Here is a 22322-nt window from a genome sequence, read left to right on the forward strand (position 1 = left end):
GAGAACCGGCGCTTCGCCCGGCATCTGCGTGTAGACGCCCGTGCTCTGGCCCGGCGTTCCGATCGCATAGACGCGGAAGTAGTAGTCGTTGCCAACCTTCGCCACATACTGCGTCTTGAGCACGCTGCCGTTGCCAACTGTGAAGCTCGGCGTTGCCGTGCTGCCGTTGACGACTGTCATCTTGAAGCAGTACGCACTGCCTCTCTTCAGGGTGAAGTTGACCGTCGTGTCGGAAACCACGGATTTCGCCGCGGTCACTACGGATGCGGAGGAGGTCACAACTGCTGTGCCTTCGCCCGCATAGACATTTCCGCCAGAAGTATTCGAAGAGCTGGAGCCCTTGTTCCCGCTGGAGGAATTGCCGCCGGAAGGCTTGCCTGCGTTCTCGATGGCAGCTTCAAGCTCTTCGACGAGTGCATCGACCTCTTCCTGCGTGGCCAGATCGTTCGCGAGCAATGCGATTGCCTGCGTTCTGAGCGCCTTAACGGTGGCATCCGTGCTGTCCGCCGTCTCTGCAATCAGGTCTTCCAGCTTGCTCTTATCCGGGATCAAGCGGATTTCTGCCATCGCGACAGAAAGCCGGCTGGTCATTGTCTCAACATCCGCCTGGGACGGATCTTCCTGCGCGACCAATTCCTTGGCCTCTGCCAGGACATCCACAAAGGTATCCCATGCATCGTTCTGGATGTATTCGCTTGCTTCATAGGTATCTGCCACTTCGATCAAATGCAGCAGGCTGCCCAGATCGGCGCCGAGTTCCAGGTTGTTGAGTGCATTAACCAGCTCATCCGCCATTGCGTCGATGTCTTCCTGCAGGGAATCCTGCGCGTCATACATCGCCTGGGCCTCTTCCTTCACCGCCATCAGCGCTTCCCAAGAAGCCGATGTGTAGCTGGCCTGGTCAAGGCTGTCACAGGTATCCAGCAGGAGCTTCAGGAACGTCATATCGCCGTTCTTGAACTGCAGGTACTGGATGGCGTTCAACAATTCGCTCCAAGCGTTGTCGATCGTTGCCTGATCCGCCGTTGCGCTTTCTGCAACTTCTTCTGCATTGGCAATGGCTGCATCGATGGCTTCTCTGACGTCGCTCAAAGCGGCATTGTATTCGTCGCTGCCCTGCAATTCTTTTGCAATTTCCAGCGTAGCGTTCAACGTGAGCTTATTAACGATGGTAAAATCGAAATCGAGCATCTGGTCTTCGTCGCCCATGGTTACGGCATAGGTGTAAAGATCCTTTTCATAATCGTCCTGTGCCTTGCCATTGACGGAAACGCCCGCGATTTCACGGCCGTCGTATGCCGGAGCAAAGGACAGGGTGATTTCTTCGCCAGGAACAACGCTGCCCATATAGGCGCCTGTTGCGTCCAGGATCGCCTCTGCATAGCCGTCCACTTCCATGGTGACAGCCGGCGTGTAAACCACCGACAAGGTCTTGCCCGCTGCCGGCGTGATTGCGCCCTCTTCATTGCCTTCCGTGGTGAACGCCTTGAGGCAAACATTGCCGAGCGCGCCCCACATATCGCCGTCAAAGTCGCCGGCGACCTGGATGTTCACGCCGCTGGTACCGGGCTTATCCTGCAGGTCTTCTGCGGAAGAGCTGCCCGCCACTCTCTTGACATGCGCGGTATAGTTGGTGCCGACCTCTTCCAGATCGAGCCAATCTTCGCCGTTTACATTGACAAAGCTTTCGCCTTCCTCGATATTGGCAACGCAACGGACGTTGTCGAAGTTGCCGTTCATTTCCGTTGCAACCGGGAACGCTCTGCCGAGCGGGTTTTCCATGGTGACAACAATCGAGTACTTTTCACCCTCTGCGAGGTTGACCCACTGGTCTTCGTCCAGATAGATGGTGTGGTAGCCCGGATATGCTTCTGTGCCCGTGATGGGTTCCTTATAAGCCTTTGCCTCGCCGATCGGGGCGCCGCCATCCTCCGGAAGCTGCGTATAAACCTGGATAGAATACTGTGCATTTGCATCCGTGGTGTAGAAGGAGACCGCCTTCAAGGTCTCGTCGCTGGTCGCTGTAAAGACGTTCGCCATGGAAACCGGCGCATTCATCTCTTCCCCGCCAACGGACATGCTCCAACCGGTGCCGTCATACTGATACAGATGGTCGTAAGCCTCCGCGCTGTCCGGAGTCGTGTCCAAAACATACTGCATGACCTCGGTGATGCTGCCCTCGTCATAGGACATATAGAACAGGCCGTCATACTGGTCTCTGCCCCAGCTGTTCCGGATCAGCCAAGCGCCATCGTGCTCCGGCGTGCCGTAGCCGCTGGAGAACAGCTCCTTCGGGATATTATCGTCCCAGCCGACGATCTGCACCGCATGGTTGCAGTCGCCAAAATTGGGGCCGCCAAACTGGGTCTTCACGGGCGTCCCATTATAGTCCACATAGTTGTAAGCTCTGGAATTATAGGAGATTCCCAGGCTTCCGCCTGCCAGCAATGCCTTTTTCACCGCTGTGCCGTCCAGGTTGCCGTCGGCGTCGCGGGTCGGCAGATAGTTGGTCTCCTCCAAGCGGTACTCCTGGTCAAACTGGATGGACGGGTCCAGATCCTCGTATTTGTCCGCTTCCGCAGAACCAGTCGATTCCGGATAGGGGAGCGTTTCCTCCAGCACCGGGCCTACGCCTCTTGCGAGGGTCGACGTTGCGATAAAGGTGTTTCCGCCCAAGCGGTACTCCTGGAATTTCACATCCACGTCCGACTCATTGTACTCAAACGGGCGGTAGCTATCCCCGTCCGTTCCGTCGGCCGGATCGTCCGGGTTGGCGCGGCCATGGTAAGCAAAGTATGCCAGATGGATCGGCGAGAATACAGGCGCATCCTCACCCATTTCGTCAAACAGGTTGGACGCCATCGCGCCGGTGCCGCTGAAGGCCCAGCAGGTGCCCCAGCCGCCCTGGTTGCGCACCTCCGTGGTAACCGTGCCCGCTTCTACTGCGTTATACGCGGCAGGCAGTTCGTCGGTGGCCGCACGTGCGCGCAGCATCGTCCTTGCCGACGGCGCAGCGTTCTGCATGTACGACAGATCCATATTGGGCGAGACATACGACGACATGGTTTTCCCCATGACCGCCCCTTCCTCCGGCCCCTTGCTGGCGGCGGCTGCCGTAGTCCCAGCAAAGGAGGCTCCCAGCATGGAACATGCCAACAACACAGATAGGACTTTGTTCGCTGACTTCATAAACTCAACCTCTCTTCAATAAAAAATTTGAGAAAAACGTGTCAAAATACGTTTTTTCAGTTCCTGATTTGTCTATAAAATTGATGATACTACTGTAAAAAAAGGATGTCAAGATTGAACCATCCTCATTTTGCATCTAACCAAAACAGACCTTGCATCACAGGTTCGATTATCTTGCGAATTCTGCGAGAATTTTCCAATTTTTTCTTATATTTTAAAAGTATCTTTTTCCCTCTTGCATTTTTCTGTCATTTTGCCGATTTAATGCAATAAACTTCATGCAAAAACACAAGTGTTTTTTTTAAAAAAACTATGCAAATCATCTAAAGAAAGAGGGAGGTCCCCGGGATACCCGGAGACCCCATTGCCTCAAAAATATTGCTAGACCGTTCTATTGTATCCCGAAACGAGCTTATCCAATGGTAACCGCGCACTGGAGGACCGGCGCTTCGCCCGGCATCTGCGTGTAGACGCCCGTGCTCTGGCCCGGCGTTCCGATCGCATAGACGCGGAAGTAGTAGTCGTTGCCAACCTTCGCCACATACTGCGTCTTGAGCACGCTGCCGTTGCCAACTGTGAAGCTCGGCGTTGCCGTGCTGCCGTTGACGACCGTCATCTTGAAGCAGTATGCGCTGCCTCTCTTCACGGCGCTGTTGTATCGGAAACCACGGATTTCGCCGCGGTCACTACGGATGCGGAGGAGGTCACAACTGCTGTGCCTTCGCCCGCATAGACATTTCCGCCAGAAGTATTCGAAGAGCTGGAGCCCTTGTTCCCGCTGGAGGAATTGCCGCCGGAAGGCTTGCCTGCGTTCTCGATGGCAACTTCAAGCTCTTCGACGAGTGCGTCAACCTCTTCCTGCGTGGCCAGATCGTTCGCGAGCAATGCGATTGCCTGCGTCCTGAGCGCCTTAACGGTGGCATCCGTGCTGCCCGCCGTCTCTGCAATCAGGTCTTCCAGCTTGCTCTTATCCGGCACCAAGCGGATCTCCGCCATTGCCGTGCTCAGCTCGACGATCATCGCGGTGACATCTTTCTGGGAAGGATCGGTGGAGGCAAGCAACGCCTCTGCCTTCTCCAAAGCTGCCTCAAAGGTATCCCATGCATCGTTTTGGATATAATCGTCCGCCGCATAGCCATTGGCCGTATCGACCAACGCCTGGAGCTGATCCAACGCGGTGGCCGGCTCCAATGCATTCAGCGCATCCGCCAAAGCCTGCGTCATCTCGTCGATGTCCTGCTGCAGGGAATCCTGCGCATCGGCCATTGCCTGGGCCTCGTCCCTCACGGCGACCATTGCATCCCAGGAAGCCTGCGTGAAGTCTTCCTTCTGCAACGAATTGGCCAGATCCAGGACGGCCTGCAGGCCAGCCATGTTTCCATTCTGGAACTGCAATGCCTGTACGGCATCAAACAGGAGGTTCCAAGCATCGTCGATTTCCTCCTGGGTCGCGGTTGTGCTCGCTGCGACCTCTTCGCCGTTGGCGATCGCCTTATCGAGTGCTTCCTGCACGTCGCTCAACGCTGCTTCGTATTCATCGCTCTTCTGGGCTTCTTTTGCCAGCTGCAATGCCGCGTTCAAAGTGATCTTGTTGACCACGCTGAATTCGATGTCCACCGCCATGTTCTCTTCGCCCATGGTCAGGCTATAGGTGAACAGGTTCTTATCAAAGTCCTCGACCGCTTCGCCGTTGACCGTAACGCCGGTGATCTCCCTGCCGGGAACAACGGGTGCGAAGGACAGGGTCAGTTCTTCGCCAGAAACCACCTTGCCGATGTACGCGCCAGCCGTGTTGACTACGTCATCCGCTGCCCCGCTGACCTGCATCGTGACCGTCGGGTCATAGGTGATGGTGAGCAGCTTCGCCTCTGCCGGGGTAACCGCGTCTTCGTCGTTCCCCTCGGTGGTGAACGCCTTCAGGCAGACATTTGCCAGATTATCCCACACATCGCCGTCGAAGTCGCCGGCGACTTCGATGTTCACGCCGCTGGTGCCCGGTTCGATATTTCCGGTCCAGTCTTCCTGGTTCTGGGAGTTGGGGTCCACCCGCTTGGAGTGCGCCGTGTAGTTTTCGCCCACATCCGCCAGGTCGATCCAGCTCTTGCCGCCATCGATGCTGATAAAGCTTTGATGGTTGTCGATTGCTGCCTGCACGCGGAAGTTATCCAGCGTTGCATTCATCTCGCAGGCGACCGGGTATGCCCGGCCGAGCGGGTTCTGCATGGTGACGACAACCGCATAGTTCTCGCCTTCCTTCAGGTTGACCGGCTCGTCCAGATAGACGGTGTGGTAACCCGGATACTGCTCCGTGCCCGTCTGCGGCTCTTCATAAGCCTTGTTGCCACTGGTGGGGTTGTAATTGTTGGTATCCGTATACACCTGGATGGAATATTCCGCATTCGCATCGGTGGTGTAGAAGGAGACGGCCCGCAGGGTTTCATCGCTCGTTGCGGTGAAAATGTTGGCCATCGGGACCGCCGTGGCCTTGTCTTCCGCGCCGGCGGACATGGACCAACCGGTTCCATCGTACTGGTAGGTGTGGTCGAACTCATCCGCATCCCCTACCTGGTACTGGGAAACCTCGGTGATGGTCCCTTCGTCATAGGACATATAGAAATAACCGTGCATATAGGACCAATCGCCCCAGCTGTTGCGGATCAGCCAGCCGCCGTCGTGCTCCGGCGAATTGCCCTGTGCGTCCTGGAAATACTCCTTCGGGATGTTGTCATCCCAGCCGACGATCTGCACCGCATGGTTGCAGTCGCCGAAATCGGAACCGGTGTAATGGGTCATGATGACCTTGTTGCCATTGCCGTCGTCCCCGATCATTGCCGGCTGGTATTCCTCTTCATAGTAGAATGCCCTGGTGCCGCTGGAGTCATAGGCAACCACCAGGCTGCCGCCGTTTTCCATCAAAGCCTTTTTAATGGCCGTGGTATCCAATTCGCCGTCCGCGTTCTTGGTCGGCAAATAGATGCTGTCGTCCAAGCGGTATGCCTGCTCAAACTGGATGCTGGGGTCGAGATCCAGCCACGGCGTCTTATCCACCTCGTAGAAGGGGTCCGGATACGGCGCGACCTCCTCCAAAGCCGGGCCCACGCCTCTGGTAAAGGTGGCGGTGCTGCAGAAGGTGTTGCCGCCGCCGACATACTCCCGGTAATCATCATTGATCATGCTCTCGTCGTATTCATATGGCAGATAGGTGTCCCCGTCCGTCTTGTCCGCCGGGTCCTCCGGGTTGGCCTTGCCATGGAAGGCAAAATAGGCCAGATGCGCCGGGGAAAGAACGGGCGTATTCTCCTGGAGTTCATCGTACAGGCTCGAAGCGATCGAACCCGTCGCGGCGAAGGCCCAGCAGGTGCCCCACCCTGCCTGGTCGCGCACCTGTGTGGTCACGCGCCCCGCATCGATCGTGTTATAGGCGGCGGGCAATTCCTCCTGCGCAGATCTGGCCGCTCTGGAAAGCATCCTCGGCTTCGCGGCAGCGTCCAACATGTAGGACGTATCCATGCCGGAATGGGAATAGCCCATGACCGCACCGGTCTCGATCTCTCCCTCCACAGGTGTGGGCTTGTCCGATGCTGCAAAAGCGGTGGTCCCGGCAAAGGACGCCGCCAGCATGGAACAGGCCAACAACAGGGATACGATCTTGTTTCCTGTCTTCATAAACTCTACCTCGCTTTACAATTGATTTGAACAAGCCGGAATCGCAGAGGATATATACATCCGCATTCACATTTTGTTCATAGGAATGATCATACTCCGGAAACATTTCCCTGTCAAGCAAAATCGCAATCTTTTTGCATGTTTCTTTCTTTTATCCTGCATTTTATTGTCGAAACTCCCATAATACTGTAGTTTTATTTGGGAAATTCGATGGTGTGTTGCATGTAAAATTTCATTCCCTTCTTTTCCTTTATTTATTTATCGATTTATTATATTAAAACAATATTTCTTACTGTCAATTTCAGCTGCCAATAAGGGCCCTCCCCCTCCCGATATCCCGCCTTCCTGACCCGGCCCTCCCTCACTGGCTGCCCCAACAAAGCCAAAAAGGCCGAAGCGGGAAAACCCACTCCGGCCCTCAAATCGTATGCACTTATGTCTGTTCGGAATGATCCACATCTGGTTCTTCTTGCGGTTGCTGGGGAAGGACACGCCCGGCCCCCGTCCCTTGCGGCGGGCGGTCCGCACCGCGCTCCATCTCTTCCACGGCGGCACGCGCAACTTCCCGGAGAATCCTCTCCAACTCTTCATCTGTCAGATGCAATGCGCCACCTCCGCTCCTTCTTTTCGCTTAGCTCTATTATAAGAAGGAACCGCAGGAAAAATCCAGTGGAAAATCTTGCTGTTCTATTTTTGCGGTTGTGTTGCTACAACGGCAATGCCCAGCTCTTCCAACTGTTTCGCGTCCACATCGGTGGGCGCTTCCGTCATCAGGTCGCTGGAGGAAGCCACCTTCGGGAAGGCGATTACCTCGCGGATGCTGTCGCAGCCGAGCATCAGCATGACCAAACGGTCGAGGCCAAAGGCCATGCCGCCGTGCGGCGGCGCGCCGTATTTGAACGCGTCGATCAGGAAGCCAAAGCGGTGCTGCGCCTCCTCGGGCGTAAAGCCGAGCGCTTCAAACATCTTCGCCTGCAATTCCGAGTCGTTGATACGCAGGGAACCGCCGCCGACTTCGTTGCCGTCGAGCACCATATCGTAGGCCACCGCGCACACAGCGCCGGGGTCCGTCGCCAGCTTGTCGATGTCCTCCGGGCGCGGCATGGTGAAAGGATGGTGCATCGCGACCCAGCGCTGCTCCTCCTTGCTGTATTCAAACATGGGGAAGTCCGTGATCCAGAGCAGGCAGGGCTTGCTCTTGTCGATCAGGTCAAAGCGCGCGGCCAGGTTGCAGCGCAGCGCGCCCAGGGAATCCCACACGACCTTGTTTTCGTCGCTGGCGACCAACAGGAGCACGTCGCCCGGCTCCGCGCCCATCGCGCTGCGGATAGCGGCCACTTCCTCCGGCGAGAGGAACTTCTCGTAGGAGGAGGTCTCCTTCTCTGCGAGGCGCGTCCAGGCAAGCCCCTTCGCGCCATAGGCCTTGATCCATTCGGTCAATTTGTCGATCTCTTTGCGGCTGAGCGCCTCGGCCTTACCCTTGAGGTTGATGCCGCGCACAGAACCGCCGCCCGCCAGGGCGCCTGCAAACACCTTAAACTCTGTATTCCGGAGCAAATCGCTCAAATTGATCAACTCCATTCCAAAGCGCAAATCCGGCTTATCCGAACCAAAGCGGTCCATCGCCTCGTGCCAGGTCATGCGGCGGAACGGGGTCTCGATGTCGATGCCCAAAACTTCCTTATAGACGCGCTTCATAAAGCCCTCGCCGATGGCCATGACGTCGTCCTGGTCCACAAAGCTCATCTCCAGGTCGATCTGGGTGAACTCCGGCTGGCGGTCGGCGCGCAGGTCCTCGTCGCGGAAGCAGCGGGCGATCTGCATATAGCGGTCAAAACCGGAGAGCATCAGCAGCTGCTTATAGAGCTGCGGGGACTGCGGCAGCGCGAAGAAGCTGCCCGGGAACACGCGGGACGGTACCAGGTAGTCGCGCGCGCCCTCCGGCGTGGATTTGATGAGGTCCGGTGTCTCGATCTCGATGAACCCGTTCTGATCAAAATAGTCGTGCGCCACCTTGACGATCTTATGGCGGCCGATGATTTTGCGCTGCATGTCGGGCCTGCGCAGGTCGAGATAGCGGTATTTCAGGCGGGTATCCTCCTTGACGTTGGAGTCCTCCACGATTTCAAACGGCGGGGTCTCCGACTTTGCCAGCACGCGCAGTTCCAGGACCTCCAGCTCGATGTCGCCGGTGGGCAGGTCCGGGTTCTTGGACGTGCGCTCGCGCACCGTCCCGCGCGCCAACAGCACAAACTCGGCGCGCGCCGCAAACGCCTTCTCGAAGATGGCGCGGTCCGTGCTTTCGTCAAACGCCAGCTGTACAATACCGGTGCGGTCGCGCAGGTCGATAAAGATCAGCTGTCCCAGGTCGCGCTGGCGCTGTACCCAGCCGCAGACGACCACTTCTTTTCCAATATCCGTGCTGCGGAGCTCGCCGCAGTAGTGGGTCCGTTTCAGGCCCGTCATAAACTCTGCCATATGGCACCTCCAAAAAGATAGTCAATTCCAATGGGTACCCGCCGTTCCCCGCAGCGGGGCCTATCCGTTTTCGGGAGGAAGCGCTGCCGCCCGGCAGGGCCCCTACCAAAAACGTCCGTTCCGGTCCGATGCCGGTTAAAACGCCAAGTCCTCCTGCTCCGTGGACAGGCAGACATACTGCTCCACGAAGTCCTTGGACAGGTCGATCGTCTTCTTTTCGCCGGTCTTCATATTCTTGAGGACCGCCTTTTGGCTTGCGATTTCATCGTCGCCCAGCACCATGCTGTATTTTGCGCCGATCTTATCCGCATATTTCATCTGCGCTTTGAGGCCGCGGTCGTTCTCATCGCACGCCGCGATGATCGAATACTTGCGCAGGCTGTCCGCCAGCTTGAACGCCTCCAGGTGCGCCGCCTCACCCAGCGACGCAATGAAGATCTCACAGCGGTCCGGGGCCGGCATCTCGATGTTTTGCTTGTCCATCACCATCATCAGGCGCTCGATGCCCATGGCGAATCCCAGGCCGGGCATGGGCTGGCCGCCCATCTCTTCCACGAGGCCGTTGTAGCGGCCGCCGCCGCAGAGCGTGCTCTGGGCGCCGAGGTCCCCGCTGATGAACTCAAAGACCGTGTTCGTATAATAATCCAGGCCGCGCACGATGGTGGGGTTGACCGTGAATTCGGTCCCCACGGCGGTCAAATACTTCTGCACCGCCTCGAAATGCGCCTTGCAGTCGTCGCAGAGATAGTCCAAAATCTTCGGCGCGCCCTCTGCGATTTTGGAGCAGATCGGGCTTTTGCAATCCAGGATGCGCATGGGGTTGCGCTCCAGGCGGCCCTGGCATGTTTCGCAGAGCTGGTCCTTGTACTGCGTGAAATACGCCTTGAGCGCCTTGTGGAACTCTGCGCGGCAGGTCGGGCAGCCGATGGAATTGATCTCCAGGCGCAGGTTCTTGATTCCCAGACGGTCAAACACGCTCTTCGCCAGGCCGATGACCTCGGCGTCCGCGCTGGGGCTGTTGGAGCCAAACATCTCCACGCCGAACTGGTGGAATTCGCGCAGGCGGCCGGCCTGGGTGTTTTCATAGCGGTAACATGTGGTGAAGTAGTGCAGTTTGACCGGCAGGCCGTTGTTATAGAGCGCGTGCTCCAGCAGGGCGCGCACAACGCCCGCCGTCCCCTCCGGCCGGAGGGTGATCGAGCGCCCGCCCTTATCCTGGAAGGTGTACATCTCCTTTTGCACAACGTCGGTGGTTTCCCCTACGGAACGCTGGAACAGGCGCGTATCCTCAAAGACGGGCGTGCGGATCTCCCCGAAGCCGTGCAGGGCGGCCTCGCTGCGCATCACATCCTCCACCACCTGCCAATTTTCACTCTGGCCCGGCAGGATGTCCTGGGTTCCCTTTTGTGCCTTAATCAATTCCATCTGATTGCCTCCTATCGCTCTGTTCGATTTTCTGGCGGTATAAAAAGAAAACCCCCGTCCCAGTGAAAGGGACGAGGGGAAATTCCTCGCGGTGCCACCCTTTTTCAGAAGCGCCCTCCGGCGCCTCCCTCAAAGTACCCCAAACCCGGTTGCGCGTGGGGCTTGCGCGCAGCTCGCGGGTGTCTTTCGCCGGCCCTCCATTTGCAGCGCGCTCTCAGCTCTGCGCGCCTCTCTGTGGCAGGAGGCATCCGGGTACTCTTCCCGTGTCGTCGCCAATCGTTTGCATATGCACGCAAACAAAAGAAACCGTGTATACTCAACGTGATTTTACACGGTTCTGTTTGTTTTATAATTCTAAATTATAAAATTCTTTTAAAAATCCCAATTCCTTTGCCCTTTGAGGGCTTTTCCATGCTTGTCCCACCACATGGTTGGGGCAAGCGAAAAGCAGAACTGGATCAGCCCTTTGGGTTCAGGATATTGCGCCAATCGAGGTCTCCGCGCTCTAAACCGTGGATCAACACTTCCGCAGTGGCGATATTGGTTGCAACGGGGATGTTGTGCATATCGCAAAGGCGGAGCAGATTCATATCGTTGGGCTCATGCGGTTTTGGATTCAGCGGGTCCCGGAAAAACAACAGCAAGTCCACCTCGTTGCAGGCGATGCGTGCGGCGATCTGCTGGTCGCCGCCTTGGGAACCGCTCAAAAAGCGCTGGATCTCCAAACCGGTAGCCTCCGCTACCATTTTGCCCGTCGTTCCCGTGGCGCACAGGAAGTGGCGGCTGAGCACGCCGCAATAGGCAATACAAAATTGGACCATCAATTCTTTTTTGGCGTCGTGGGCGATGAGTGCGATGTTCATGTGTATCATTCCTTTCAATAAAACGCACAGGCTCCTTAAACGCGTACCGCCAAGGGCACCTGCTCCCCCTCTAGTCTGGCCGCAAGGCGGCCAAGCGCCATTGTTCCCGCACTTTTCAGCGGCGCGGGCGAACCCGAGGCTCCCGCAACAGCAAGCGCCGCATCCTCCGGGACAATCGCGATCAAACGGATCCCGGATGCGTCGATGACGGCGTCTAAATCCCGATACGCGCCAAGATTGCGGAAACTTTTGCCACTGAAACGGTTGACCACCAAACGCTGGCTGCGGACTCCCGCATATTCCAGCGCAATGCGCGTTTTATTGCAATCCCGCAGGCATACGGGGTCCGGGGTGGAAACCACCAACGCCCGCTGCGCAGACGCAACTGCACTCATAAAACCGCTGCCGACGCCGGCGGGGCAGTCGATCAGCACGTGGTCGTAATACCGGGAAAGAACGGATACCATCCGCTTCATGATCTCCGGGCTCACAATATCCTCTTCGCGCCCGGGGGCAGGCAGCAGAAAGAGCCCTTCGGCCCACTCGCATGGATAAATCGCCTGACTGGGGTCCGCCTCGCCAGCAGCCATGTCCGCGATATTGAATACCTGGCGCTCGGAAACGCCGAGCATATGATCCAATGAAGACAGGCCCGCGTCGCCGTCGATCAACAGGACACGCCTGCCGCGCCGAACCAACGCCAGCCCTAAGCCGGTGGTCAGCGTAGATTTTCCCACGCCTCCCTTTCCTGATGTGATAACCGTCACAACTCCCATGTACAAAACCTCATTTTTATATTAACACAAAATTTTGCAGGTGTCAAAAGATTTTTATTGTTCATTTTATCTATTTAAAACACGAAATCATGTTTTATCCCGGAAATCGGGGCCTTGCGCCAACAAACGGCCTCATTCGGCGGAGGCGGTCCCCTGGGAGGAGGTTTCCCCGGATGCATTTGAGGAAGCATCCCCCTCTTCGTCCGAAACAGCGCTGGACGCCGCCAGCTCTTCCGGCATGACCAGGTTTCCCTCGTCATCTACGGTTTTCCCGTAGAAATAGGCGTCCAGGATGTCGCGCACCACGTTCTGGCAATAGGTGCCGGTGGAGCCGTGCTGCAGGATGACGGCCACGGCGATCTCCGGGTCGTCGTACGGCGCAAAGCCGATAAACGCCACGTTGTCCGAGCCGGGGCCCTGCGCGGTGCCGGTCTTGCCGGCGATCGGCACGGGATAGTTGCCGAGGTTCCGGTGCGCGGAGCCGCGCGAATCCGTGATGACGGCGCGCATCCCCTCTTTTACATATTCGAAGTTCTGCTCGGAAACGCCGGTCTCCGCCACAACGGTCGGGTTGTCCGGGTCGTTTTCCATCACAACTTCCTTGCGCGCATAGTCCGTGATCTTGCTGACGAGGTGGGTCTGGTAGCGCACGCCGTTGTTCGCGATGGTCGATGCATAGGTCGCCAACTGGAGCGGGGTAAACTGGTTGTCGCTCTGGCCGATCGCCGCCTGCACCACGTCGCCGCCCACCCAGGTCTTCCCGCGTTCGGCGTACTCTTCGGGGCCTGCCAAAATGCCTTCGCTCTCATTGAGCTCAACCCCGGTCTTTTCGCCCAGGCCAAACCGGCGGCAATAGAGGTTCATCGTTTCGATGCCGGTGTAATAGCCGGTTTCAAAGAAGAAGATGTTGCACGATTCGGCCAGCGCGCGGCGCAGCGAAAGGGTCCCGTGCGTGCCCAAGCAGCGCGGCGTAAAGCCGACGTCTGCAAAGCGCTGGTACGTGTGCGTGCAGCGGAACGTCGTATTGTTGGTGATCACGCCCTCCTGCAGGGCTGCGCAGGCCACCGCCGGCTTGAAGCAGGAGCCGGGCGTAAAGATGCCTGTAAAGGCCTGGTTCACCAGGGGATGGTTCTCGTTTGTCAAAACCTGGTTTTTATAGTCGTTGTCGTACGTATATTTCTCCAGGTCGTAATTCTCATTGCCGGCGGCTGCCAACACCGCGTTGTCCTTGACCCGCAAAACCACCGCCGCGCCAATCGTACAATCCTGGCCGTTCCAGCCGCCCTTGGTGCTGGTCAGCCGTTCGCCGTTTTCCCGCGCGGCCTGCACATTCTGTTCCAGCGAAACCTGCGCCACCCGCTGGAGGTTGCTGTCCAGGGTGAGGAACACGGTATTGCCGGACTTCGGCGCTTTGATGACCGTCTCAGAGGCAACGCCGCCACGGCTGGTGGTCTCCACCTGCTTTTCGCCCGCTTCGCCGCGCAGCTCGTCCTCAAAGGCGTACTCGATGCCGCTCTGCCCCATCCGGTCGTTAAAGGCATAGCCCTCGTCCTTGCGCTCGTCGTACTGCTCCTGGGAGAGCGGGCCCATGGTGCCGATCAGCTGCGCCGCGAGGTCCCCGCCCGGATAGGTGCGCGCCGTGGTGATCTTGATGCTCGCGCCGGGGAGGAGCTGGGTGTTTTCGCTGACAATGCCCACCGTGTCCCCAGAGACGTCCGGCGCAAAGATGTACGGCGTCGAAGAGTTGAAGCCCGCCTTTGTCATCCCGTAGCGCACGGAGGCGATGTTCCGGATCTCCTCCTTGGGGAGGGTGGCGTCGATTTCATATTTCTCGATCAGCGCATTCATGCAGTCGTCCGCCGTCGCGTACGAATTCAAAGCGGCAAAATCCTTGCCCTTTAAGCGCTCCACTTCGCTCTCAGAGTCCGGCATGAACGCATAGTTGCCCTCGCTGTCGATCAAAATCGGCAGCTCGTCCGTCCATTCCTCGCCGCGGCTGTTCAGCAGATTGGTCAGCAGGCGGATGGTCTCGTTCTCCGTGCCATAGGTCATGTACGGGCGCTCAAACTGGATGGCATACCCCGTCTTATTGGCCGCCAGGGGGTTCCCCGCGGCATCGACGATCTCGCCGCGCGCAGCGTCCATCGTGACAATGGACGCGCTGGTCGAATCCGCCTGTTGGCGTGTATCGGCGCCGTTCAAAATCTGCCAATCCACCAGGCGCAGCGTATAAATCGCGAGGATTCCTACGATGATCCCCACCAGCGCAAAACTGCGCAGCGATGTTTTCGACTTCATGTATTTCACCTCCACACAGGTATCGAAACAGGATCCTTTGATTCTACTGTTTCAAACGGGCAGCCGCCCTCCCGGCGCCTTCTTCAAAAGGGCCGCATATAGGCAACGCCCCGGAAAGGGCACGGTCCCCGAGGACAGAAACCCTCTTTTAAGAATACCATTTCCCAGGCCGTTTTCTTCCAAACGGCCGCAATTTTTCATACCAAAGGGGCCGGGCCCATGCCTACCGGCGGACCGGCCCCTCTCCATTTTACACGCCAGCCCTGCGGCTATTCCGTTTTTGAGCGGATCTGCTGGGCCAAAGCGCGGTTGAATGCGTAACAGAGCGGCATTGTACAGAAGGAATACGCCATGCGCGGCAAGTACCGTGTGACCAGCGCATATCCGCTGTACTCGTAGCCGTAGAGCAAATAGAAAAATACCCATTGGAGGAACAAAATCCCAGCGACCGCCCCGGCCGCCAAGAGCAGGGACGTCAGGAAATTCGTCTGGATCAGATCCGCCGTGAGCAGCCCCACCCCGTAACAGGCGGCCGCCAGCAGCAGGCCGTGGAAACCCAAAACGCCCCCCATGCCGATGTCCAGGAACAGGCCGCACAGAAGGCCAAAGGCGATCCCCGCCAGCTCGCTCTCAAACATCGCGATGGAAATCGCCGCAGGGATCAGCAGCACCGGCCGCGCCCCGCCGATTTCCGGCAGAAGGCCGGGGGTCTCCTGCACCATGTACAAAATTAAGATTTCGATCGTATAGGCAAAATACCGGATGATCTTATAACGGTCCATCACTGGCCCTCCGAAGCGGAGCTGGTGCCAAAGGCTTCGTCCAGCGCCTGCCCTTGCCCCTCGAATTCGGTGATCACCATCACGTCGCGCACGGAATTGACGTCTACAAACGGCCGGACCTCCGCATAGAGCGAGACATCATACTCCTCGTTCTGCACGGAAACCACCTCGCCGATGGCAAGGCCGCTCGGATAGACGCCGCCCAGCCCGCTGGTGGTGACAATGTCGCCCGCTTTTGCCGGGGTATCCGCCGCCAGGTAGCCCAACTTGACCAGCCCTTCTTCGGCCAGCTTGATATCGGTGCTCACCACGCCGCTGTCCCGGCGCAGGGTGGGCTCCGTCTCATCGATGGAAGGCAACGCCCCGACGGAATCCTTCACGGGGGTCCCGCTTTCCTCTTCCGTCGTCACAAGCGCGGCGATTTTGGTATCCGGTGAGAGCAGGGTGGTCACCTGGCTGTAGTTTGCGTTTACCGCGGAAATAAAGCCCACCACGCCCGCGTCCGTAATGACCGGGTCGTTCTTCGAGATGCCGTCGTTTGTGCCCTTGTCGATGGTAAATTTATACAGCACATTGGGGTCCCGCCCGATGACCGCCGCCGGTACGGGCTTGAAGTCGCGGTTTTCATCCTTCAATTCCAGGTATTTCCGCAGCTGTGCGTTCTCAATCCGGTACTGGTCATAGTTGACCAGCTTTGCCTGCAACTCTTCGATCTCCTTTTTGAGGGCGGCGTTTTCCTCCAGGAGCTCTTCTTTCGAGTAAGTAAGGGGTTCTGCCGCAACCGCGGCATTGTTGGTGATAATCGTACTCACGCGCTGCATCGGGGTCGCCACCAGCCCCAGCGCATTCGCCACGACCGACCCTCCCTGGGTGGCCGTGAACAGCATCAGCGCCAGCATGACAAATACCACCGCCAGCAGCACTTTTGCACTTGTGCCGTGCATAAAGTCTCTCATCTTGCGAACACCTCCCGTTGCTTTTTGAAAGAAAAAGGCCGTTGCAAAAATCACGGGCGCACAAAGCACGCCCGTGATCGATCGTTTGGTCCCTCTCCGTGTATGGAAAGTCCCTCACAAATCCCGGGGCCTTCCCTCAAAAATCCGGTCCAATCCGGCGGCAGAAACGAAACGCCGTCCCCACCCTTCGATGGCCGGATCAAAATTCTGTTCTCTCTGCGCTTCCACGCCGGGAAGCGCCAAGGCTTCGCAGCCGCTTATCTGCGGGCCTTGTAATAGGACGACGGCATGGTGACCTCCAGGCGCTTGCCGGTGCCGTCCACCACACAGTCCAGCGGGCTATCCGCCACATGGACGGGCATGCCCGTCTCCTGCTCCACCAGCTGGTCCAGGCCGCGCAGCAGCGCGCCGCCGCCGGTCAGCATGATGCCGTGGTCGATGATGTCCGCCGAAAGCTCCGGCGGGGTCTTTTCCAGCGTGCTCTTGATCGCGTCGACGATGGTCGCGAGCGGGTCGGAGAGCGCTTCGCGCACTTCCTCCGCGCTGATCGTCACGTTCTTGGGCAGGCCGTCCACCAGGTTGCGCCCCTTGATCTCGACGGACGCGCGGTCCTCTTCGCTGCCGGTCGGGAACGCCGAACCGATGGCGATCTTGATCTCCTCCGCGGTGCGCTCGCCGATCAGGAGGTTGTATTTCTTCTTGACATAGGAAATAATAGCCTCGTCGAATTTATCGCCCGCCACGCGCACGGAGCAGGAGGTGACGATATCCCCCAGGGAGATCACAGCGACTTCCGCTGTGCCGCCGCCGATATCCACCACCATGCTGCCGGTCGGGTCCGCCACGGGCAAGCCCGCGCCGATCGCCGCGGCCATGGGCTCTTCGATCAGCTCCACCTGGCTGGCGCCGGCCTGGCGCGCTGCGTCCTCAACGGCGCGGCGCTCCACCTCCGTGACGCCGGAGGGGATGCACACCACGATGTGCGGGCGGCTGAACGCGGTGGATTTCACCGCTTTTTTGATAAAGTGCTTGAGCATGGTCGCGGTGATATCGAAGTCCGCAATCACGCCGTCCTTGAGCGGGCGCACGGCGACAATGGAGCCGGGCGTACGGCCAATCATATCCTTCGCGTGGGACCCGACCGCCAAAACCGTGTCGGTACGGACGTCCACAGCGACAACAGAGGGTTCGCGCATCACGATGCCCTTCCCCTTCATATATACAAGCGTATTGGCGGTGCCGAGATCAATTCCGATATCCTTAGAAAACATGGCCAACATTCCCCTTTCAAACAACACCCACGACCGGGTTTTCATCCAGCGGCGCGCTGTACGGTTTTTCTATGAGTAAACCCATCCGCTCCGCGCTTATGCAGGGCACGGGTATTTTACATAAACTTTATTATACCCGCTGGTATGCCAATTCTCAACAGAAAAATTGTGAACAAATAAACTTTGGCAAATTCCACATTTTGCCATGAAGAAAACCGCCTTTAAACGGCAAAAGTCCGCAGAATTCGCGCCACGCGCGCGACCGGCAGGCCCACCACATTGTAGTAATCGCCGCGGATTCCCTGCACCAGCAGGGCGCCTTTGCCCTGGATGCCGTACGCGCCCGCCTTGTCCATGGGTTCCCCGGTGGCGACATAGGCCTGGATTTCCTCCTCCGCGAGCGGGTAGAACGTCACTTCGGTCCGCTCCGCCCCCACCTCGCAGCGCCCGTCCGCGAGCACGCAAAAGCCGGTGAACACCTCGTGCGTCTTGCCGGAGAGCAGCCGGAGCATGTCCGCCGCGTGTGCGGGGGTCTTGGGCTTCCCGAGGATGGCGCCGCCCAGCGCGACCACGGTATCCGCCCCCAGCACGACCGCGCCCGGGTGCTGCGCAAAGCACGCCTCCGCCTTGCGCCGGGCCAACAGGCGCACCGCCTCCTCGGGCGGGGTGCCGTCCGCAAAGCGTTCGTCCGCATTGGCCGGCGCGGTTGTATAAGGAATCCCCGCCAGGTCCAAAAGCTCGCGCCTGCGCGGGGAAGCGGATGCAAGGTACAGCATGGGATCACTCCTTTATATGGATTCTCGTGTACCCCAGGATCGCGGCCAGCAGCAAAATCGCCTGCGCCACGTTGACCTGGATGGACAGCCCAAAGGTCAATTTCAAGATGGCGAGGTCCAGCGTGACGGGTTCCAGGCCAAAGCCGGTGCTCATGCCCAGCCAGGAGAGGAACGAAACGCCCTGTACCGCCGAACCGATCACGCTGCCCAACACAATAGCCAACAACAGCAGCACAATGAGCAGCAGGCCGCGAATCAATGTCTTTTTCATCGCCGCGCCCCTTTACCGGCCGGTGGAACCGAAGCCGCCTGCGCCGCGCTCCGTCTCGCCCAGGTCGTCCGTCTCCTCCAGAGGGAGGTTCAACACCGGCATCAGCACCATCTGCGCAATCCGCTCGTTCGGCTCGATGGTGTACGGCTCCCCGCCCACATTGCACAGGCCGACGCAGATTTCGCCGCGGTAGTCGCTGTCGATCACGCCGACCGCGTTGGAGAGCGACACGCCGTGCTTGATCCCCAGCCCGCTGCGCGCGAAAATCAGCGCGACCGTATTTTCATCGGGCAGGGCGATCGCCAGGCCCGTCGGGATACGCACCAGCTCGCGCGGCGCGATGGTCACCGGGGACGGGATGCAGGCGTGCAAATCCATCCCCGCCGCGCCCGCGCTGGCGCGCTCCGGCAGGATTGCATTTTCATTCAAGCGTTTGATTTTCAAAGATTTCATAACCAACGTCCTTCGTTTGTATTGCGTTGCCTTCTATCACGTTCTCGTAAAACCCCAGCGCCGCGGGAAGCCCCCGGCCGCACGCCGGGGAGGATCGGTCAGCCCATCACCCATCCCTTATAATAGAGGCCGCGCGTAAACGTCCCCTGTGCGGGCGGCGTGCCGTCCGCGCGGAGATAGGCTTCCAGGATGCGCTGCTGCTCTTCCCGCGTCTCCGTGGTAAACCGCAGCACGCCGAAATCCATCTGTTTGACTTCCGCCAGGCGGTCCGCCATCCAAAGCGGCACGGAGTTGAGCACTTCGCTGCACGCGCCATAGCACTGCACCGGGAAATGGACACCCTTGCGGTCCGTCAGCTCCGGGGCTGCCGTGCAGTGCAGGCAGCCCTTCGCAGAATTGGCCGCAGGGCAGTTCCGGGTCAACATCAGCGGCAGCCGCCCATAGAGCACCAACCCGCGGGGCAGCTCCCCGCCCAGCGCCGCAGCCGCGGACAGCGCCAATTCGAAGCTCAGCTCCGTATCCGCCAGGCCAAACGCAGCATACCACTCGATTGCCGCGGAATTTGTCACATTTAAAGAAAAGCCGCCGTGTACCGTCATCCCCAGCTCTTTGGCAAGCGCCGCCGCGCCCAGGTTTCCTGCCCAGACGTGCGTGACGCCCGCGTCCCGGGCTTCGACCAAGCGCTGTTTGAGCGCCTGCTCCATGCCGAACAGTCCGCGCGGCAGGTCCAGCGCCACGCGGAAGCCCTCTTCCTGGAGGGCCGCCAGCTTCTCCGGCACAGTCGTATAGGGGAGGTAGACCCGTTCGCACTGCTTTGCCGCCTCCGGCAGGCTGGCGTTGGCAAACCGCGCCCGCAGCGGCAATTTTCCATCCGGGAGGTATACCCGGTGCGGCGTGGGAGAGAATGGTTTCATGGAAAACGCCACCGGTTCATGCACCGCGCGCAGCCATTCCAGCTTTTCCAACGCCTCGCGGCGCAGCCGGTTCAATAGGGACACCGGGACGCTCAGGCCGTCCTCCAGATCGCAGGAAACCTCCTGCGCCAAAAACGGCGTCCCGCCCGTTTTGCGCAGCTGCTCCACACACCGCTCCTCGGTGACCGGCTTGTTCCGCGCCGCCTCCGGCGGGGGCGACTGGGCAAACGCCTCGCGCCCGTCGCCGTCCCGGACGGACAGGCACACCGGTTTCCCCGCGTGCACGGTCAGCCGGAACGAGACCGGCACCCGCTGGCATTCCTGGCGGTACAGGTTCCGCAGCTCGGAGAACACCGCCTCGGTCGCGCCGGTGACGTCCTCCTTGGTCCGCGTGCCGAACATCTCCCGGCCCAACCGCCCGTCGAGATACCCGGTGGTGAACCCGGAGCGGGAGAACACCGCGCCCAGGTTGCGCATCAGGTCCGGCGGAAGGGGTTGGCCGTCCGCCGCCAGCCGGCAGGCGTGTGTCGCCGCAGCCACATATTCCGGCCGTTTCATGCGGCCCTCGATCTTTGCGCTCACCACGCCCGCCTGTGCCAGCTCGCCGATGCGTTCGATCATGGACAGGTCCTTCAGGCTCAGGTCGTGCCCCGTCCCCCCAGGGGCGGAAAACGGCAGGCGGCACGGCTGGGCGCACAATCCCCGGTTGCCGCTGCGCGCCCCCAGCATGGAGCTGAAATAGCACTGGCCGGAAACGGACATGCAGAGCGCGCCGTGGACGAACGCCTCCAGCTCCACCGGGCAGGCGGCGTGCACCCCGGCAATCTCGTTCAGGGACATCTCCCTGGACAGCACCACGCGGGCCATCCCCGCCTCGTATGCCGCGCGCACCCCGGCGGGCGTATGGAGCGACATCTGGGTAGACGCATGCATGGGCATCCCCGGCGCGCACGCGCGCGCCAGCAAAAAGAGGCCCATATCCTGCACAAGGACGGCATCCACCGGCAGGGTGCAGGCGTATTGCAGCAGTTCCAGCGCGGGCAGCAGCTCGTTCTCCTGCAAAAGCGTATTCAGAGCGAGATAGACCTTCACCCCGCGCGCATGGCAGTAGCTGACCGCCTCCTTGAGCGCCTGCCCGTCAAAATTCTGCGCATTGGCGCGGGCGCTGAACGCGGAAGCCCCCAAATACACCGCGTCCGCGCCGGCGCGCACCGCTGCCTGCAAGCTCTCCGGCCCTCCCGCAGGGGCCAAAACCTCCGGGGCTATATTCGTTTCGTTACAGTTCATCGTCTTTTTTCTCAAAGAAGCTCATGAACCCTTCCGGGTCTTCCACAACGGTCTGCGCGCGTTCCCCGGGGATGTGTTCCCGCGAGGGGCGCGCATAGCCCTGCTGCCGGGGGGCTGCCTTTGCGGGCTTTTGCTGGGCGGGCCGCTCCGGTTCCTGGGCGCTCTGCGGCCCGTGCGTTGCCTTGGCCATCTGCTCTGTCTGTTCGGAGAGGCGCGCCCGCAAGGTCTGCATCTCCTTTTTCAGGCGCTCCACTTCCCTGCGCGCTTCGTCCGCCTCTGTGCGGGCGCGGGAGGAATCCTCCAGATAGTCCTTGATCTGGGAGCGCAGGTTGTCCGCCGCGTCCTCGGCCTTATGCTGGGCGTCGCAATAATTCAGCGCCGAGATAATCCCGGCCGTGGCGATCGAAATATGCGGATTTTTTTCCACCATCTCGGTGATCCCGGCCTCTACCTCCTCCGCAATCGCGTGGATGTACGACTCGCTGTCGTCCGAGGTGAGGGCGAATTCAGCCCCGCAGATATTCAGCCGGATGCGGTTTCTGCTCATGAAAACATACCCCCTATTTCCTGCCGGCACGGCATGGGAATGCGGCCGCACCGGTTTTTCTATCTCTATAGCAGTTTTTATTATAGTCTATTTTGGTCAAATAAGGAAGCGTTTCTTTTCTAAAAACAGAAAAGCTCTTCAAAACGGCCATAAACTTGAAATTTAGTAAAAATGCATAAATTTAAGCCGAAAATCATTTGCAAGGGACGCATTTCTTCCGCCCTATCGGAAAGGCTGTTTTTGGCTTGTCCATGCGGAAATTGGATGTTCCCGGATAAAAATGGAAATTCGCGGACAAAAGAATGATTTTGTTGTAAATTAGTAATAATTGGTATATAATAAGTATGTATGACCAACCGGTCATTCTCTC

Annotated in this window: 17 protein-coding genes; all 17 read right to left on the reverse strand. The window is 59.0% G+C overall.

Annotated elements, in window-relative coordinates:
- Positions 1 to 3189 (reverse strand): lectin like domain-containing protein (locus tag I2E77_RS09610; RefSeq protein WP_195451123.1); only part of this gene is annotated, 3189 nt, incomplete at its 3' end.
- Between the two features lie 412 nt (positions 3190 to 3601).
- Positions 3602 to 3835, reverse strand: coding sequence for a hypothetical protein (locus tag I2E77_RS09615; protein ID WP_195451124.1), 234 nt, complete (start codon positions 3833 to 3835; stop codon positions 3602 to 3604).
- Positions 3832 to 6855: a lectin like domain-containing protein gene (locus I2E77_RS09620; protein WP_195451125.1), complete on the reverse strand. Its 3024-nt coding sequence runs from the start codon at positions 6853 to 6855 to the stop codon at positions 3832 to 3834. Before I2E77_RS09620 ends, I2E77_RS09615 begins: the two co-directional genes overlap by 4 nt.
- Before the next feature lie 433 nt (positions 6856 to 7288).
- Positions 7289 to 7459, reverse strand: coding sequence for a hypothetical protein (locus I2E77_RS09625; protein ID WP_195451126.1), 171 nt, complete (start codon positions 7457 to 7459; stop codon positions 7289 to 7291).
- A gap of 83 nt (positions 7460 to 7542) precedes the next feature.
- Positions 7543 to 9333, reverse strand: coding sequence for an aspartate--tRNA ligase (gene aspS / locus I2E77_RS09630; protein WP_191441899.1), 1791 nt, complete (start codon positions 9331 to 9333; stop codon positions 7543 to 7545).
- A 135-nt stretch (positions 9334 to 9468) separates the two neighbouring features.
- Positions 9469 to 10758, reverse strand: a complete 1290-nt coding sequence (hisS, locus tag I2E77_RS09635) for a histidine--tRNA ligase (RefSeq protein ID WP_087235107.1) — start codon at positions 10756 to 10758, stop codon at positions 9469 to 9471.
- A 458-nt stretch (positions 10759 to 11216) separates the two neighbouring features.
- Positions 11217 to 11621 (reverse strand): methylglyoxal synthase, encoded by a 405-nt coding sequence (locus I2E77_RS09640; RefSeq protein WP_054324610.1) that lies wholly within the window; start codon positions 11619 to 11621, stop codon positions 11217 to 11219.
- A 35-nt stretch (positions 11622 to 11656) separates the two neighbouring features.
- A complete protein-coding gene (locus tag I2E77_RS09645; protein WP_087235106.1) occupies positions 11657 to 12397 on the reverse strand; it encodes a P-loop NTPase in 741 nt (246 codons plus the stop codon).
- Positions 12398 to 12529: 132 nt separating this feature from the next.
- Positions 12530 to 14695, reverse strand: a complete 2166-nt coding sequence (locus I2E77_RS09650; protein WP_087235105.1) for a penicillin-binding transpeptidase domain-containing protein — start codon at positions 14693 to 14695, stop codon at positions 12530 to 12532.
- A gap of 269 nt (positions 14696 to 14964) precedes the next feature.
- The gene (mreD, locus tag I2E77_RS09655) at positions 14965 to 15477 is read right to left on the reverse strand and encodes a rod shape-determining protein MreD (RefSeq protein ID WP_207738232.1); all 513 of its coding nucleotides are present in this window, start codon (positions 15475 to 15477) and stop codon (positions 14965 to 14967) included.
- Entirely contained in the window at positions 15477 to 16433 is a 957-nt protein-coding gene (gene mreC, locus I2E77_RS09660) for a rod shape-determining protein MreC (RefSeq protein ID WP_087235103.1), read from the reverse strand. Before mreC ends, mreD begins: the two co-directional genes overlap by 1 nt.
- A gap of 257 nt (positions 16434 to 16690) precedes the next feature.
- Positions 16691 to 17704, reverse strand: a complete 1014-nt coding sequence (locus I2E77_RS09665) for a rod shape-determining protein (protein ID WP_087235102.1) — start codon at positions 17702 to 17704, stop codon at positions 16691 to 16693.
- Between the two features lie 221 nt (positions 17705 to 17925).
- Positions 17926 to 18480 (reverse strand): Maf family protein, encoded by a 555-nt coding sequence (locus tag I2E77_RS09670; RefSeq protein ID WP_087235101.1) that lies wholly within the window; start codon positions 18478 to 18480, stop codon positions 17926 to 17928.
- A gap of 4 nt (positions 18481 to 18484) precedes the next feature.
- Positions 18485 to 18751 carry a DUF4321 domain-containing protein gene (locus tag I2E77_RS09675; protein WP_087235100.1) on the reverse strand — a complete coding sequence of 89 codons (267 nt, stop codon included), beginning with the start codon at positions 18749 to 18751 and terminating at the stop codon, positions 18485 to 18487.
- Positions 18752 to 18763: 12 nt separating this feature from the next.
- On the reverse strand, positions 18764 to 19204 hold the full coding sequence (dut, locus tag I2E77_RS09680; RefSeq protein WP_191405697.1) for a dUTP diphosphatase: 441 nt from the start codon (positions 19202 to 19204) through the stop codon (positions 18764 to 18766).
- Positions 19205 to 19302: 98 nt separating this feature from the next.
- Positions 19303 to 21405, reverse strand: a complete 2103-nt coding sequence (locus tag I2E77_RS09685; protein WP_195451127.1) for a peptidase U32 family protein — start codon at positions 21403 to 21405, stop codon at positions 19303 to 19305.
- Positions 21395 to 21952, reverse strand: a complete 558-nt coding sequence (zapA, locus tag I2E77_RS09690; RefSeq protein ID WP_195451128.1) for a cell division protein ZapA — start codon at positions 21950 to 21952, stop codon at positions 21395 to 21397. The genes I2E77_RS09685 and zapA overlap by 11 nt, the downstream gene beginning before the upstream one ends.
- Positions 21953 to 22322 lie beyond the last annotated feature (370 nt).

Source organism: Anaeromassilibacillus sp. 1001302B_160321_C8 (genome assembly GCF_015554745.1).
GTDB classification, from domain to species: Bacteria; Bacillota; Clostridia; order Oscillospirales; family Acutalibacteraceae; genus Anaeromassilibacillus; species Anaeromassilibacillus stercoravium.